This is a genomic window from Acinetobacter sp. TGL-Y2 (genome assembly GCF_001612555.1).
Taxonomy (GTDB): Bacteria; Pseudomonadota; Gammaproteobacteria; order Pseudomonadales; family Moraxellaceae; genus Acinetobacter.
This window is the reverse complement of the sequence record NZ_CP015110.1, coordinates 3,240,595-3,255,602: the sequence shown is the minus strand read 5'-3', so window position 1 is coordinate 3,255,602 and position 15,008 is coordinate 3,240,595. Positions and strand designations below refer to the sequence as shown.

The following is a 15,008-nucleotide window of genomic DNA, read 5'->3' as shown; positions in this document are numbered from 1 at the left end:
TGGTCATTTTTGATGAATTAGTCGAATAGTCTACGCAATTACCAAAACATGACTTTGAAATGTGACAAAATATGCTTTAATGCAATAAGTTACTAAAAACCGAAAAATAATATGTCTGCCATCATTCATTCTTTATTAGATACTGATCTGTACAAATTTACGATGCTTCAGGTCGTATTGCATAAGTTTCCTCAAACCGACAGTGTTTATCAATTCCGTTGTCGTAATTTAGACGACACGGTCTATCCACTGGTCGAGATCTTGGATGATTTAAATCAACAGCTGGACTATTTATGCCAGCTCAACTTTAAAGAAGACGAACTGCAGTATTTGCGTAGCTTACGTTTTATCAAAAGTGATTTTGTTGATTATCTAGAGTTATTTCAACTCAAACGTCGTTTTATTAAAGCCAGCGTTGATGAGCAAGGTCGTTTGGACATTCGCATTGAAGGTCCGATGGTTCAAGCCATGATGTTTGAAATCTTTGTACTTGCGATTGTGAATGAGCTGTACTTCCGCCGTATTCGTAGTGACGAAGTGTATGTCGAAGGTGAACGCCGTTTAAGTGCCAAAGTGGAACTGCTGAAAAAATACCAGCAACAACAACACCCAAATGATCCGCCATTTTTAGTTTCTGATTTTGGTACACGTCGCCGTTATAGTTTTGCGTGGCAAAAGCATGTGATTCAAGAGTTTCATAAAGCCGCGCCGCATATTTTCCGCGGAACCAGTAATGTACTGATTGCCAAACAATTGGGGATTACCCCTATTGGAACGATGGCACATGAATTTTTACAAGCCTTCCAAGCACTCGATGTTCGTTTAAGTGACTTCCAAAAGTCTGCGCTAGAAACATGGGTTCAAGAGTACCGCGGTGACCTCGGTATTGCCTTGACCGATGTGGTTGGCATGGATGCATTCTTGCGTGATTTCGACTTGTACTTTGCTAAGCTGTTTGATGGTTTACGTCATGACAGTGGTGATCCCTATGTGTGGGGGGACAAAGCTTATGCACATTATAAAAAACTGAAAATTGACAGCAAAACCAAAATGTTGACCTTTAGCGATGGTTTGAACTTGGAAAAAGCATGGGATCTACATCAATACTTTAAAGATCGGTTCCAAGTCAGTTTTGGTATAGGCACCAACTTAACCAATGATATGGGACAAACGCCGTTAAATATCGTGTTGAAATTAGTCGAGTGCAATGGTCAGTCTGTGGCAAAACTCTCCGATAGTCCGGGTAAAACCATGACAGACAATGACACTTACTTGGCGTATTTACGTCAGGTGTTTAAAGTGGAAGAGCTAAAATCTTAATCAATTGACTTATCTGATTTTTTGCTAATACCATGCAAAAAATCAGAATAATATTGAAAAAGTCTTATGCTAAGATCAATGTCAATATTCAAAATAAAACATGAAAATGATGACTACAGATCGATTGAATCTTGACTTACTGATTGAGGCCGAGCAACTTGTACCGCATTTGGGCAATGACAAATTGCGTATTGTGGACTTGACCCGTAGTTCGGTGTATGAGCAGTTGCACATCCCACATGCGATTCATGTTAAACCCAAGTACTTGGTTCGTCAGGAAGAAGAGGCTTCAGGTCTATTGCCCGATGAAGCAGGTTTAAAACAACTGATTGAGATACTGAATATCTCTGCCGATCATCACGTGGTGGTCTATGACGATGAAGGTGGGGCATGGGCTGGGCGTCTGATTTGGAATTTACATTGTTTAGGGTTTTATAACACCAGTTTACTCAATGGTGGGATTCATGCTTGGCTCGGGGCAAATTTCCCCACTTCATCTGAGGTTGAAGAAATTGTGCGTGTAGAGAATCTTTTAACAGTGGAAACAGAAAATATTCAGCAACCTCGGATTGAATATTCAAAACTTTTGCAACAAGTCAAAGCAGATCAGGTGCAAATTTGGGACTGTAGAACGGCGGAAGAGTATACAGGGCAACGCTTGGCGGCACGTCGCGGTGGTCATATTCCGGCAGCACGCCATTTTGAGTGGAGTACTGCACTTAATCGTCAAAATCATTTAAAATTACATCCCTTAGAACGCACTCAAAAACGTTTAGAACAATTGGGCTTTCAATTCGACCAACCTGTCGTGGTGTACTGTCAATCGCATCATCGTTCAGGTCTTGCTTATATTATTGGTCGGTTACTCGGTTGGGATATCCAAGCTTATGATGGTGCGTGGAGCGAATGGGGCAACCGCCTCGACAGTCCAATCATTACTGGAGAATCACCTTCGTGAGTCTGACAAATTTAAAAAAGAAAATATTTATTCAAGCTCAACGTGTCGTGCCGCAACAAAAACTAAGCCGTGTGGTGGGCAAAGTTGCAGCCAGTGAAAATCCACTTTTAAAAAATATTGTCATTCAAGCATTCAAAGCTAAATATGGCATTGATATGTCGATTGCCGAACAACAAAATGCCTTGAAATTTAAATCGTTTAACGAATTTTTTACCCGCTCACTCAAAGATGGGGTACGGGCCATTGATTCAAACCCAAACAGTATCGTTTCACCTGCGGATGGGGCAATTTCGCAGTTGGGTAAAATTAACGACGGCGATATTTTCCAAGCCAAAGGTCAAAGCTTCTCAGTTGAAAAACTCATTGGCGACCCACAGTTGGCTGAACCGTTTAAACAGGGTGAATTTGCCACGGTTTATTTGTCCCCTAAAGATTATCACCGTGTGCATATGCCGTATGCAGGTACTTTGACTGAAACTTTGTATATTCCGGGTGAACTGTTCTCTGTGAATCAAATCACGGCTGAAAATATTCCAGGTTTGTTTGCACGCAATGAACGTATGGTGTGCTTATTTGATACTGATCTTGGTCGTATGGCAGTTGTGCTTGTGGGTGCGATGATTGTGGCGGGAATTGAAACGGTTGCAACAGGCAAAGTAAAACCGACTGGACGTTTAGAGCTAAATCATCATGATTTGAAGATTGAAAAAGGCGCTGAACTGGGTCGTTTCTATCTGGGTTCAACCGCCGTGGTTTTATTTGAAAAAGACAAAATGCAGTGGGATACCGCATTTAAAGCCAATTCTTTGGTGGTGATGGGCGAAGCTTTGGGTCAAACGATTTAATGACTGATTCCCTCATCCTCGCTTTCTCCTAAAGGTAGAAGGTAATTCCTCCTTTTCGAAATTGACTGTATTTTAAGCATGAGAAGCGCCTCTGTTTTTAAAGTAAAGAGGGATTAAAGTGCGCTTTGCCTTCACTCTTGAAATTACGTCTTAAAACTGCTTCTTAAAATAGTGTTGATAGTTAAAAAGAGAAAATTAAAAAAAGCGCCATCAGGCGCTTTATTAATATGTGAATATTTAATGCATTCGATATAAACGTTCTTTTGGAAAGACTGCAATAAAGGTTGAACCTTGATTTTCTTTAGAATCAATTTCAATATGTGCGCCGTGTTGCATCAAGACATGCTTCACAATCGCAAGTCCTAAACCCGTCCCGCCTGTCGCACGGCTTCGCGCACTATCTACACGGTAAAAACGTTCGGTCAAACGAGGTAAATGTTTAAGGTCAATTCCAATCCCCGTATCTTGTACTGAAAAATAACCTTGTTCGCCGTCATCATGCCAACCTATAGTAATCGTACCGCCTTTGGGGGTGTATTTAATGGCATTGGTGATTAAGTTGCTAAACGCGCTTGCCAGCTCCATGTCAGAGCCAATCAAGTCACAATGACTGTCAATATCCAAATTTAAGGTATGACCATAATCAATATTGTAGGCCTGCGCATCATCAAATAAATGATTCATTAAATTCGGCATTTCAATGATTTGATTTTTGGCAATTTGCTTTTCATTTTCCAAACGTGAAAGGAGCAGTAAATCATTGACCAAGGCATTCATACGCTTGGTTTGAGATTGCATTTGATCGAATGCGCGTTTCCAACGTGGATTAATATCTTCTTGATCTTTAAAGGTTTCTATATAACCGCTGAGTACAGTCAGCGGTGTACGTAACTCATGCGAAATATTGTCGACAAAGTCAGAACGCATTTGTTCTAAATTCTTCATCCGTGTGATGTCATGTGCGACCAAGAGACGACTTTCATTGCCAAAACGAGTCAGTTTAATCTGTGCATATTTATTTTCATCTGCGGTAAGTTTGATCTTAATCCCATCTTGTGCCGCATGAATATTATGAAAGTACTCAACAAAATCAGGCTGACGAATAATGGTCAATACATTACGCCCACGATCCACTGTTTGAATCCCAAAAAGTGCTTCCGCAGCTGGGTTCCACCATTCAATTTGATGTAAGTCATCCGTTAAAATAATCGCTTCAGAGAGTGCAACCAGAGAGGATTGGGTACGGTCGATAAGCCCCACCATTTCGGATTGAACAATACGTTCTTGGCGCTGTGCACGGTAAACATTGAACAGCAATGCGCCCCAAATCCCATTCAAATTGGGTGGAACATCATAGGGACGGTTTGAGATCCAGTCATTGACCAAATACAGAGATCTGAGCTGTAGGGCAAAAAAAATAGCACTGGCAATGCCCAAACAGATCCATAAATAACCAATCCCTAACCCAATTAAACCGCCAATAATGATTAAGAATGCCAGAATTCGTAAGTCTTGTTTGGCAAATGTCCATAAACTGCTATAGAGGAATTTTTTATGTTCACGGGCGAGTTTAGGAACGGGATAAGGTTCATACATAAAGATTTAATTTACCTAAAAACATAGGCTAAACAGGATTAGCCTAGAGCGACATCTGCACGGGTAGAGAAACGATAACCTGTTCCACGAACGGTTTGTACATATCGGTCAGCTCCATAAGGTTCTAAGACTTTACGGAGACGTCGAATATGTACGTCAATGGTACGATCTTCAATATACACGTTGCCACCCCAGACTTGGTCAAGAAGCTGCGCACGTGTATATGCGCGTTCGGGATGTGTCATAAAGAATGCCAATAAACGGTATTCTGTTGGGCCCATCTCCAAAATGCTTTGATTATAACTGACGCGCTGACTGACAGGGTCTAAAACAAGACCATTTGCATCAATGGTTTTTTCACCGTTCAAGGCATTGGCACGTCTGAGCACCGCTTTGATGCGCGAAACCAATTCACGGGTGGAAAATGGCTTGGTCATATAGTCATCGGCACCCGCGTCGAGACCTTGAACTTTATGATCTTCTTCACCACGTGCGGTCAACATAATTACTGGAATTTCAGACAGCGTTTCATCACGTTTAAGACGGCGACATAAATCTACGCCACTGACGCCACCCGGCAACATCCAATCGAGCAAGACCAGTATAGGCCGTTGATCCACAATCATTTGATGTGCTTGTTTAGCATCTTCCGCTTCTAAGCATTGAAAACCTGCCATATCTAATGAGGTATGGATCATTTCGCGAATGGGTAGCTCGTCGTCGACAATTAAAATGTAGTCATCTTTCACAACGCAATATCCTATGATGAACGGTGAACCGTTTTATATTTATGACAGGCTTATTACAAAGATTAATTATGACAGTATCATTGCAGAAGGGCAGAACAACTTCAAGAGAGCAATGTTTTGTGACAAAATGATGATGCTTGTATGATTATTTAACGACCTCTTTGTTTTAATTAAGTTAATAAAATCAATATATTAAAAATTATTAATCATCATTCGCATGGTGTTTAAAATATATCGGATTATTTTTTGTCATGTCACTTAATAAAGCTAAAAACACAGTTTTACAGGCATGTACCACATCTGCACGCGGTAATTTGAAGCCACCGACCACCCAGCGCACCGCTACTTGTGTGACATAACCATTTAAACCAGTGGCAATCAGTGAAATTTCTTTTTCAGTCCAATGTGTTTGCGGCATCATTAAGGTCACAAAAGCATGAATCATGCGGTCAAAACGCCCCATGGTTTCTTGAATGGTGGCATGGTTATGTAGTTCTTGAACCAACATGGCATCAATATAAATAATTCGAGCCGTTCTTGGATCATCTTCAAGCATGGCAAAAAATGCATTTAGACCTGAGTCGATCATGTTCAGTGGGTCAGGAGAGGCTTGCAGAATCGCTTGCATTAAGGTTTGCTGAAGCTGCTCAATTAACTTTAAAAAGATGGTTTGAAACAGGTTTTCGCTTTTTTTAAAGGATTCGTAAAAATAACGCTCAGTTAGCTTGGCTTCATTACAGACATCTTTGACCGTAACCGAAAAAAAGCCCTGTGTGCCGTAGGTTTCTATGCCTGCCTGAATTAGTTTTTCACGGCGTGCAAGTTTACGTTCAGACAGTGACATTCCTTTAAACTGACGCTCTTTCACGACGTTTTTAACGGCTTTTTTTTCTAGAGTTTGCGCGTGCTCTACAGGATCAGTCATAAGTAATACGGGTCTAGTCGTGTGTGTAATTTTCAACATCTTAACAATAAAATGCACATAAACCTATGTCGAGATGATTGAGCATTTTGTCTTACAAATGATGATGATCAATATTGACAATATTAATTGTCAAATTTATAGTGGGTATTGAGCGGCACACCAACACGCTGTTGTGCAGAAAAATCATAAAGGATACACAATGAAAAATTTTAAAAATAAAGTGGCTGCCATTACGGGTGCAGGGTCAGGTATGGGACAACAGCTGGCTATATTGTTAGCAAAGGCGGGATGCCATGTCTCAATTAGTGACGTAAATGAAAAAGGATTAGCTGAAACTGCTGCATTGCTCAAAGCCTATGACGTGCGTGTTACCACCAAGAAAGTTGATGTGTCAAAGCAAGATCAAGTCAAAGCTTGGGCAGCAGAGACTGTGCAAAATCATGGGTCAGTGAACATGATTTTCAACAACGCAGGCGTAGCTTTAGGTTCAACGGTTGAAGGTGCAAGCTATGAAGACCTTGAATGGATTATGGGGATCAACTTTTGGGGCGTGGTATATGGCACCAAAGAGTTTCTTCCCTTCATTAAAAAATCAGGCGAAGGGCATATTATCAATACCTCAAGTTTGTTTGGTTTAACCGCTCAGCCGACACAATCTGCTTATAACTCTTCTAAATTTGCAGTGCGTGGTTTTACCGAGTCACTTCGTCAAGAATTAGATATTGAAAATAAAGGCGTAAGCGCACTTTGCGTACATCCGGGTGGTATTCGTACCAACATTGCCAATGATGCACGTATGAATGACAGTTTAAGATCTTTAGGAATGAATCCTGAAAAGTCAGCACAGGCATTTAATAAATTTTTACGTATGCCAGCCGAAGATGCTGCACAAGAAATTTTAGATGCTGTTTTACAAAATAAACGTCGTCTACTGATTGGTAATGATGCGAAAGCAATTGATATTATGCAACGCATTTTGCCCGCAAGTTATCAAAAAGTGACGGCATTTGCGACCCAATTGAGCAAGCGTTTCGAGCCTAAATAAGGCGGGCAAGACAGGTCTACGCAGAACCTCACATCCTTAAAAAATTGACATTTAAAACTCGCTCATGCGGGTTTTTTTTAGCTGTATTTTTTTTACTCTGAAAGGCTTAAATAAATCGCAACACAGCTAATCAGGCTAAAAAATAAGATAAAACAAACCTGATTAGGAGGGTGGGAAAGGTTATGGAATAACACTATCTAAGTGGGTTTTTTTAAGAACTTTGTACAATCAACAGTCTTAAATGGGATTTGATTCAATTCATCAGAAACGCTCCATGCCGTGATATAAAACGCTCAGATGGACTGATTTTTTTACAAACTAAATCAACACTTCGACGGTTTTTTTCTTCCACACAAACTGATAATACAGTCCTTGCATCATGCATAAGCACACAAAGGCAAGCGCATAGGCATACCAAATGCCTTCTAAGCCCCACCAATCGCTAAACAGATATGCACATGGCAGTTCAATCAAAAGAATCGCAATAATGTTGATAATCATGGGTACAGTCACTGTACCACTGGCGCGCATAATAGAAGCAAATATGGCACTCGCACCAAAGAAGAGAATGGCCCACAGCACAATAAACAAAAGTTGTTGACCCAAAACCACCACAGCTGGATCTGTAATAAACAGTGCCATTAAATATTTAGAGAATAAATACGCCAAGATGACCAAGCTACCCGTAATCAAAATATTCATGCTCAAAGCGGTTTTGGTTACTTTAGACAGTGAATCTGCTTTACCCGCACCAATGGCTTGTGCCGCAAATATCGAGGCTGCAATACCAATCGAAAGCGCAGGGAATTGAATATAATTGAGCACCTGATTGACTGCGCCATAGGCAGCGGTAGCATCTGAGCCATAACGGTTGACCAGACCTACGATGACCAAACCTGCAACAGATGTGGTGACCATTTGAATGCCTGTTGGAATACCCAAGCGAAGAATCACTTTGCTGATTTCAGGGTCATAGCGAATAAATTTACACAGGGCACGATCTGGTTTTAACGGATGATTCTTTTTATTTAAGTACACAAACAGGAAAATCAGCACCGCCAAATAACCCACAATGGTGGCAATGGCAGGCGCGATAATACCCATTTTAGGAAAGCCAAAATATCCGGCAATCAGCACAGGGGTAATAAACAGTCCAATCAAGCTGGTCATGCCCAGTGCAATCAGCGGGGTAATACTGTCACCCACACCACGTAAAATAGAGGTATAAATAATATAGATAAATAATAGCGGGCTGCCGGCGAGCATCCACTGTACATAGGGCAATGATAAGTGCATCACAGCAGGATCTGTGCCCAATGCCAGCAATATAGATTTAGCAGCCAATACCCCAAAAATGGCAATAATACTGCCGCCAATCAGGGTCATAAATAAGGTTGAACCGACCACAGCACGGACTTTTTCAATATTCTGTGCGCCCCACGCTTGACCGACCAGAACGGTAGAACCCGCAGATAAACCAATCACAAAAGCCATCAGACAAAACAAGATAGGAAAGAACACGGCAACCGCTGCTATGGCGTCTACGCCCATCATTTGACCGACAAAAACCGTGTTAATCGTGCCCGATAAATTTTGTAAGATATTGGTCGCAATCAGTGGCAGTAGAAAGACTAAAAAGACTTTCCAAAAATCGGGTTCATCAATCGGGCTGAGATGCGGCTGCATTTTATTTTGGTGTCCATTATTATCTTAAACTTCAGTGTATTGACCTTAGCATTATCATTTTTGAATTACTTTAGTAATCGAGTAACGTATGTATAAAACTGACGCTACCCAATTTCAGTGAGAACCTTAACGCAAAATATCATACCTTCGACAGAATCTGCCCAGCTTGTCTTAGGGTTTCATCTTTTTTAGCGAAGCAAAAACGGATTTGTTTTAACTCTTTTGGCGGATTTGTATAAAAAACCGAAACTGGAATAGCCACGATTTTATGTTCTTCCGCCAAATATTGGCACATGTCGAGATCATTTAAATCAGATCGTATGTCACTATAATCCAGATTTTGAAAATACGTGCCCTGTGAGGGCGTAAATTTAAAACGTGAGCCCTGAATACTTTGATTAAACAGATCGCGTTTAGTCTGATAAAAGCTTGCTAACTGCTGAATATGCTCAGGATGTTGCTGCATAAATTGAGCAAATGCCACTTGAATAGGAGTGACACCGCAGAAATTGGCAAATTGATATACCTGACGAAACACATTCATCAGCTTCGGTGTTGCAATGCAGTAACCCGTTTTCCAACCCGTGACGTGAAAAGTTTTACCAAAAGAGCCGACGACAATGCTGCGTTCTCGCAGTTCGGGAAATGAAAGTGCTGAATAGTGCTGTTGTCCATCAAAAATCAGATGTTCATAAACTTCATCTGAAAGAACCACGATGTTTTTATCTTGAATCAGCTCGATTAAACACAACCAATCTGATCTAGACCAAATTGTTCCTGTCGGATTATGTGGCGTATTGACGATAATCATCCGGGTACGATCTGAAATGGCATGCTTCACCCTATTCCAATCGACTGAAAAATTTTGACCACCTAATGGAATATGAATGGCTTTACCACCGACCAACTGTACGCTGGGTGCATAACTGTCATAACTAGGATCAAAAATAATCACTTCATCACCCGCGTGAATGAGGGCTTGAATGGCACTAAAAATGCCAATCGTGGCACCTGGGGTAATGGTGATTTCAGTTGTAGGATCTATTTTTATTTGATCACGCTTTAAAAAAAGCTGCGCCACTTGTTCTCTAAGCGACATTAAACCATCGCCCGCAGCGTATTGATTGTGCCCAGTTAAGGTGGCTTGACTCAGTGCTTCAAGCAAAGCAGGGGGTGCGTCAAAATCTGGAAATCCTTGCGAGAGATTTAAAGCACCGAGGCGCTGCGCCAAGGCTGACATGACACTAAAAATAGTTACGCCTTGTGCAGGAAGTTTGGAATGGATTTCGATCATGGTTTTGATTACGCAATTATTTTTTGAGGTCTCTATGCAACATAGCATGTGTGCTTGAATTGATTAATGAATTTTTTTGATGTTACCTATCTATTTTGTTGCACAAAAAACTTAAATGATGCTTTTTTTATAATTAAAAAGCCTATAAAGGGCGGTCATTTCAAAAAATGACACATCCCTTAAGTATTGCCGATGTTCCGTATATATCTTGGCTTCGGAGCCACGTATATCGGTCGTATCCGCACATAGCTTTATTACTATGCAGACAAGGACTCAAAGTCTTATACCTTGCTCCACACGCTCCTTGTCGCTATATGGCTGTATCTCTCGAGGGTTTCCCCAACATACAATCTTAACAGTCCTATATAACTACTCCCAACGCTCCGCCTTTGTGAAGTTCCCCTGTAAGCGGTTTAGCCTTCCGACTATTGCCATATAACGCCAGTGACACTTATTCCTACCACACGTTATACGTGTCTAGCCGTAAAAACGGGCGCACAGGAGTAGACAAAGCTCGACCTAGAGGGGTTTATTTGATGGTTTAAACAACTGAATTAACGAAGAGTTTCAAATTAGGGGCTTGTGTAACTTTTCTATTTCTTTAAAATAGTAACTGGTACTAGCCTTTAAGGTGAATATCAGTATGAGTTGGTAGCTCTGCCGATCATTCGTTAATTGATGCTCTAACATCAAATAACTGTACCCACTGAATTTAAAGAAAAACCCCTGCTAAGTTGCAAGACTTAACAGGGGTTTTTCTTTGATTTAAGAAGTGTTTTAACGAAAAAACATCATTTTCGATCCCAATAATTTAACTTTTTAGGGAATGGTGAGGCTAAAACAGGATTTTCAATGTGCAGTGCTATGCTATGTCCTGTAGCACATATTTGAATATACAGATCAAAAGATGTTGTGATACTAGGATCTATTGAGGCTTGTACCGCAAAAACTTTTTTCAGTTGTTGGATGTGATATTCAAGAAAAGTTGATTCATTATCAAAGCTCGATAGACTTCTTAAGTGCCGTTGGAAGTTTTGTAGGCTACTCATATCAGGTGGTAAGTTAAAACAGGTGACATCGACTATCCAAGGATAGATTTCATGGACATAGGGATGAATAACCTTAACGCCATCTTTTCGTTCAATCTCTTTAAAAAACGGTTCTATCGGAATGGAATACAGATGGCTTTGCTCACCATCAAACATTGAAAATATCAATGTATTATTGATCAGCATTTCTTTTGGGACACCTTCCATTAAACGCTTTTCAATTTCTTCATAAATCACATCCATTTGTTTGAGTTGCTGTTCTTTTGCTTGAAAGTGAGAAAAATAGTCCATGATTCGATTTAAAAAGACCGTTTCGCCTGTCCCTGCAATTGCACCTAAACTCCATAACTTAATTTTAGCTTCATCATCATGAGATAGAAGCATTTCCCCTGTCTCTACATCACACACCATTGCTCGATTATCTGCTGCAATTAGTAAGCAACCTTCTAGATGAGCTGAAATGATCATCGTCATGTAAGAATTTTCTTAATTTGAAAAAGTTATGTTATTTTAGTCACATAATTAAGTATTAGAGAAATAATAAAAATGGCAGGTGGTTCTCGTATTGTGATCAGTGATGATGGGATTACTATCTCTACAGGCGGAAAAATTATTTATAAAGCTGGACAACATAAGTTTGAAGGTGGGATGAATGTTGTTTCGGAAGAGAAAGTACTTCCTCATCTACCAACGAGTTACAGCTTGAAATTTAAATATAAGTCCAATCTTCCGGATCAAAAAGATAGCAACAATATAGATTTATCTTTAAATAAAGAACTATTTATTGTTTCTAATAAAGATAATCGTTTAATTAGTAAATCTATATTAAAAAGTAAAAATGATGATTCATTTTCAAATGCTCAAAGGTTCTATACAGAAGACTCAGAAGAAGTTCGTTCAATTCTATGCATGAGTGATAATCCATTCCTATTTTTTGAAAATAACTTAGAGAATAATGAAGAAAAATTAGAATCTCTAGAAGATGACAATGAATCTGATATCGCAGAAGCAGATAAAGAATAAGGTAAAGTATGTCTAATTTTATAAAAATTGATCTTTTAATATTAGATTCAAAAGATGTACCAATAAAGAATATTAATGTTAGAACAAACTACGTTAAGCAAACGTCTTTTTATGAAGAAAGGACTAATAATTTTGGTCATAGAATAGTTAACGTTTCAGAGAATAGGGATTTTGAAATACATGTTGAAAGCCCTCTGGGGAAGATGGAATACTATAAAACATTGAATTCTACTTCTGCACGAAATCAAATACAAAAAATCCCAATTAAATACCCTATCAGTGCATATTCAAAAAAAGCTGATAGTGGTTTAAATAAGTTAAAACTAAAATTAGTAGATTCTGATGGATCTATACTAATGAATTTTCCTATAAGGACTGGATATACTAATTCATCAAAGTTTGCAGAATGGACAACTGATGATCATGGAATAGTTGAATTTCAATCATCCAAGAATAGAACAGTAGAGTTTAAGTCATTAAATTTAGATGATAATTTTATTCCAATTGGCTATGCCAACTCTAATGAAAGTCGATTAATTATAGTAAAACATAAATACAAAAAATCACAATTCTTATCAAAGACAACTGCAAAAATACTTGATATTGATGGAAGTCATATCTATCCAAATGCAAAAATTCAAATCACTTACAATAATAGCTCAGCGACAAAAGTTGTAAAAAATGGAGAGCTAAATATACAAACACTTATAGGTCATCCACTTCAATTAACCATCTATAAACCTGATAATACTCCTTTTCAAACTAAAACTTATGTTGCTTCTAGAATGAAACCAAAATCAGGTTTTGAAATTAGAGTACCTGTAGACTTAAAAAAAGGAATAACAAATACAGAAAAACCCCAGAGCACTCAAAATGCACCATCTGGCATAAATAAATTTATTAGTTCATGTATTCCACTATATACAGGAAATAAACTTACAGAAGATGACTATGTTATAGCTGGATTTAAATTTTAAGCTACATTGCCTTCAAGCCTAAATCGAGCGCTTCTTCTATGTTTTTGTCAAAACGGACAGCGATACTTTTAACTTTGGATTTTAGCACTGACCATGCTTTTTCAATTGGATTTAAATCTGGACTGTAAGCAGGCAAGTACATGATTCTACAGTTAAAGTCTTTGGCTAGTTTTTTGATATCTCCGTTCTTATGAATCGAAGCGTTATCTAGAATCAGCAGATGTCTTTTGGTCTTATCTTGATTATCTTTGGTTAAATTTTCAAGTAGATATCTCAACCATCCCGTGAACATTGCTCGATCGCATGAACCTTGAAAAATCAAAGGGTAAAGGAACTGATACGCTGAATTAGACCTCACAGCACTGATGATACTTAATCTTTTACCATGACCACCCAATTTTAAAGCAGCGCAACGACTGCCTAGTTTAGACCAACCATATTGCGCTGTATCTGTGGTGTTTATCCCAGACTCATCAATATAAAGAATCTGATCTTCCCCAAACTCCTCTTTCCATTGCGGAAGAAACCAGTTGAATACAGCCCTTGTTATTTTGTCGGCTTGCTTATAGAGAAAACTCTTTTTTTACGTGTCCAACCAAGTCTATGAATGGCTTTTAACAGGGTTGAGTAAAGGATTGGATACCCAAACTTTTGTTCAAATAAAGGGATGAGATCTTTCACTTGAGAAAATTCAGTAGTTTCAATAAAGTGTTTGAAAGCATCCATATCCTTGATTTTAGTGGGTCGACCTGCATTGATTTTAGGCTGTTTCAATTCTCCAGTGGTGTTTTGAAGAAGAATCCAATCATCCAAAGTGGTTCTAGATATTTTAAAGGTTTTACATGTATATGATTTGTGATTATTTTCTTCATAAAACTGCATGACTTTTTCACGTAAATCCACTGAATATACTTTAGGCATGATCTTGAACAAATTAATTTTTTATCATTGTATCCCAAAATAAGATTGCAGCTATAATGCAGCCAGAAGCCTAAAATGTGAGGTAGCTGCGATAAAAGCTGTGGCTAAAGTAGAAAGTTCTACTCGTGGTGCATTTCAAGATTATCTAGGAAAAAAAGTACCAACAATCCTATTTGAAAGACACTATTTTCGAAATTTTACTGGTGGGAAATATAATAAAAGTCATCAGTTAATATCTGGACCATATGATCCTTCAAAATATGGAAAATATAGTGCTCAATATCCAAAATTATTAGAAGCCATGGGGTTGAATGAAGATGCAGGATTGAAAAGTTGCTCTTGGGGTAAATTTCAGATCATGGGTGCAAATTTTAAAAATTGTGGTCATGCAAATGTAAAAGAGATGATAACGGATGCATTTACGAGTGAAAAAGAACAGTTAAAACAATTTGTAAACTTTGTTATATACGATAAAAATTTGCTTAGTGCTATTCAAGGCAAAAAATGGGATAATTTTGCTAGAGGTTATAATGGCCCTAGGTATGCTGATAATAAATATGATGTAAAAATGAAAGAGGCGTATGATTTTTTTGTTAACAATACAGGTAGTCTGCCATAGG

At 38.8% G+C, this 15,008-nt stretch carries 15 protein-coding genes; 7 read left to right on the top strand and 8 right to left on the bottom strand.

The genetic code is table 11. From position 1 onward, the window contains the following. The first annotated feature begins 111 nt into the window (after nucleotides 1–111). From pncB to asd, 3 genes are all read left to right on the top strand, one after another. Entirely contained in the window at nucleotides 112–1,320 is a 1,209-nt protein-coding gene (gene pncB, locus AMD27_RS15560; protein ID WP_067662286.1) for a nicotinate phosphoribosyltransferase, read from the top strand. A 109-nt stretch (nucleotides 1,321–1,429) separates the two neighbouring features. Next, a complete protein-coding gene (locus tag AMD27_RS15555) occupies nucleotides 1,430–2,278 on the top strand; it encodes a sulfurtransferase (protein WP_067663082.1) in 849 nt (282 codons plus the stop codon). After that, on the top strand, nucleotides 2,275–3,123 hold the full coding sequence (asd, locus tag AMD27_RS15550; RefSeq protein WP_067662283.1) for an archaetidylserine decarboxylase: 849 nt from the start codon (nucleotides 2,275–2,277) through the stop codon (nucleotides 3,121–3,123). Before AMD27_RS15555 ends, asd begins: the two co-directional genes overlap by 4 nt. Nucleotides 3,124–3,360: 237 nt before the next feature. Here asd and phoR read toward each other — a convergent pair whose 3' ends face one another. From phoR to AMD27_RS15535, 3 genes are all read right to left on the bottom strand, one after another. Beyond that, nucleotides 3,361–4,719, bottom strand: a complete 1,359-nt coding sequence (phoR, locus tag AMD27_RS15545) for a phosphate regulon sensor histidine kinase PhoR (protein WP_067662280.1) — start codon at nucleotides 4,717–4,719, stop codon at nucleotides 3,361–3,363. Between the two features lie 38 nt (nucleotides 4,720–4,757). After that, nucleotides 4,758–5,468, bottom strand: coding sequence for a phosphate regulon transcriptional regulator PhoB (gene phoB / locus AMD27_RS15540; RefSeq protein ID WP_067662277.1), 711 nt, complete (start codon nucleotides 5,466–5,468; stop codon nucleotides 4,758–4,760). A 202-nt stretch (nucleotides 5,469–5,670) separates the two neighbouring features. After that, nucleotides 5,671–6,393 (bottom strand): TetR/AcrR family transcriptional regulator, encoded by a 723-nt coding sequence (locus AMD27_RS15535; protein ID WP_067662274.1) that lies wholly within the window; start codon nucleotides 6,391–6,393, stop codon nucleotides 5,671–5,673. A gap of 199 nt (nucleotides 6,394–6,592) precedes the next feature. Between AMD27_RS15535 and AMD27_RS15530 the strand changes: the two genes are divergently transcribed. Continuing rightward, nucleotides 6,593–7,438, top strand: coding sequence for an SDR family NAD(P)-dependent oxidoreductase (locus AMD27_RS15530; protein WP_067662271.1), 846 nt, complete (start codon nucleotides 6,593–6,595; stop codon nucleotides 7,436–7,438). A gap of 318 nt (nucleotides 7,439–7,756) precedes the next feature. Here AMD27_RS15530 and AMD27_RS15525 read toward each other — a convergent pair whose 3' ends face one another. The 3 genes from AMD27_RS15525 to AMD27_RS15515 form a co-directional block, all read right to left on the bottom strand. Beyond that, nucleotides 7,757–9,124 carry an MATE family efflux transporter gene (locus AMD27_RS15525; RefSeq protein ID WP_067662268.1) on the bottom strand — a complete coding sequence of 456 codons (1,368 nt, stop codon included), beginning with the start codon at nucleotides 9,122–9,124 and terminating at the stop codon, nucleotides 7,757–7,759. Nucleotides 9,125–9,263: 139 nt separating this feature from the next. After that, nucleotides 9,264–10,418, bottom strand: a complete 1,155-nt coding sequence (locus tag AMD27_RS15520) for a methionine aminotransferase (RefSeq protein WP_067662265.1) — start codon at nucleotides 10,416–10,418, stop codon at nucleotides 9,264–9,266. Between the two features lie 791 nt (nucleotides 10,419–11,209). Next, nucleotides 11,210–11,941 (bottom strand): hypothetical protein, encoded by a 732-nt coding sequence (locus tag AMD27_RS15515; RefSeq protein ID WP_067662262.1) that lies wholly within the window; start codon nucleotides 11,939–11,941, stop codon nucleotides 11,210–11,212. 72 nt (nucleotides 11,942–12,013) lie between these two features. Between AMD27_RS15515 and AMD27_RS18800 the strand changes: the two genes are divergently transcribed. After that, the gene (locus AMD27_RS18800) at nucleotides 12,014–12,490 is read left to right on the top strand and encodes a hypothetical protein (protein ID WP_067662259.1); all 477 of its coding nucleotides are present in this window, start codon (nucleotides 12,014–12,016) and stop codon (nucleotides 12,488–12,490) included. Between the two features lie 8 nt (nucleotides 12,491–12,498). Beyond that, nucleotides 12,499–13,467, top strand: coding sequence for a hypothetical protein (locus AMD27_RS15505; RefSeq protein ID WP_067662256.1), 969 nt, complete (start codon nucleotides 12,499–12,501; stop codon nucleotides 13,465–13,467). A 1-nt stretch (nucleotide 13,468) separates the two neighbouring features. Here AMD27_RS15505 and AMD27_RS18330 read toward each other — a convergent pair whose 3' ends face one another. Together AMD27_RS18330 and AMD27_RS15495 are read right to left on the bottom strand one after the other, a co-directional pair. Then, complete coding sequence (locus tag AMD27_RS18330; RefSeq protein ID WP_081405901.1) at nucleotides 13,469–14,017, bottom strand: IS630 family transposase; 549 nt, start codon at nucleotides 14,015–14,017, stop codon at nucleotides 13,469–13,471. Beyond that, nucleotides 14,014–14,388: an IS630 transposase-related protein gene (locus tag AMD27_RS15495; RefSeq protein WP_067655598.1), complete on the bottom strand. Its 375-nt coding sequence runs from the start codon at nucleotides 14,386–14,388 to the stop codon at nucleotides 14,014–14,016. The genes AMD27_RS18330 and AMD27_RS15495 overlap by 4 nt, the downstream gene beginning before the upstream one ends. Before the next feature lie 91 nt (nucleotides 14,389–14,479). Here AMD27_RS15495 and AMD27_RS15490 point away from each other — a divergent pair, with 91 nt between their 5' ends. Continuing rightward, nucleotides 14,480–15,007, top strand: coding sequence for an N-acetylmuramidase family protein (locus AMD27_RS15490; protein ID WP_081405989.1), 528 nt, complete (start codon nucleotides 14,480–14,482; stop codon nucleotides 15,005–15,007). Nucleotide 15,008: the final 1 nt, after the last annotated feature.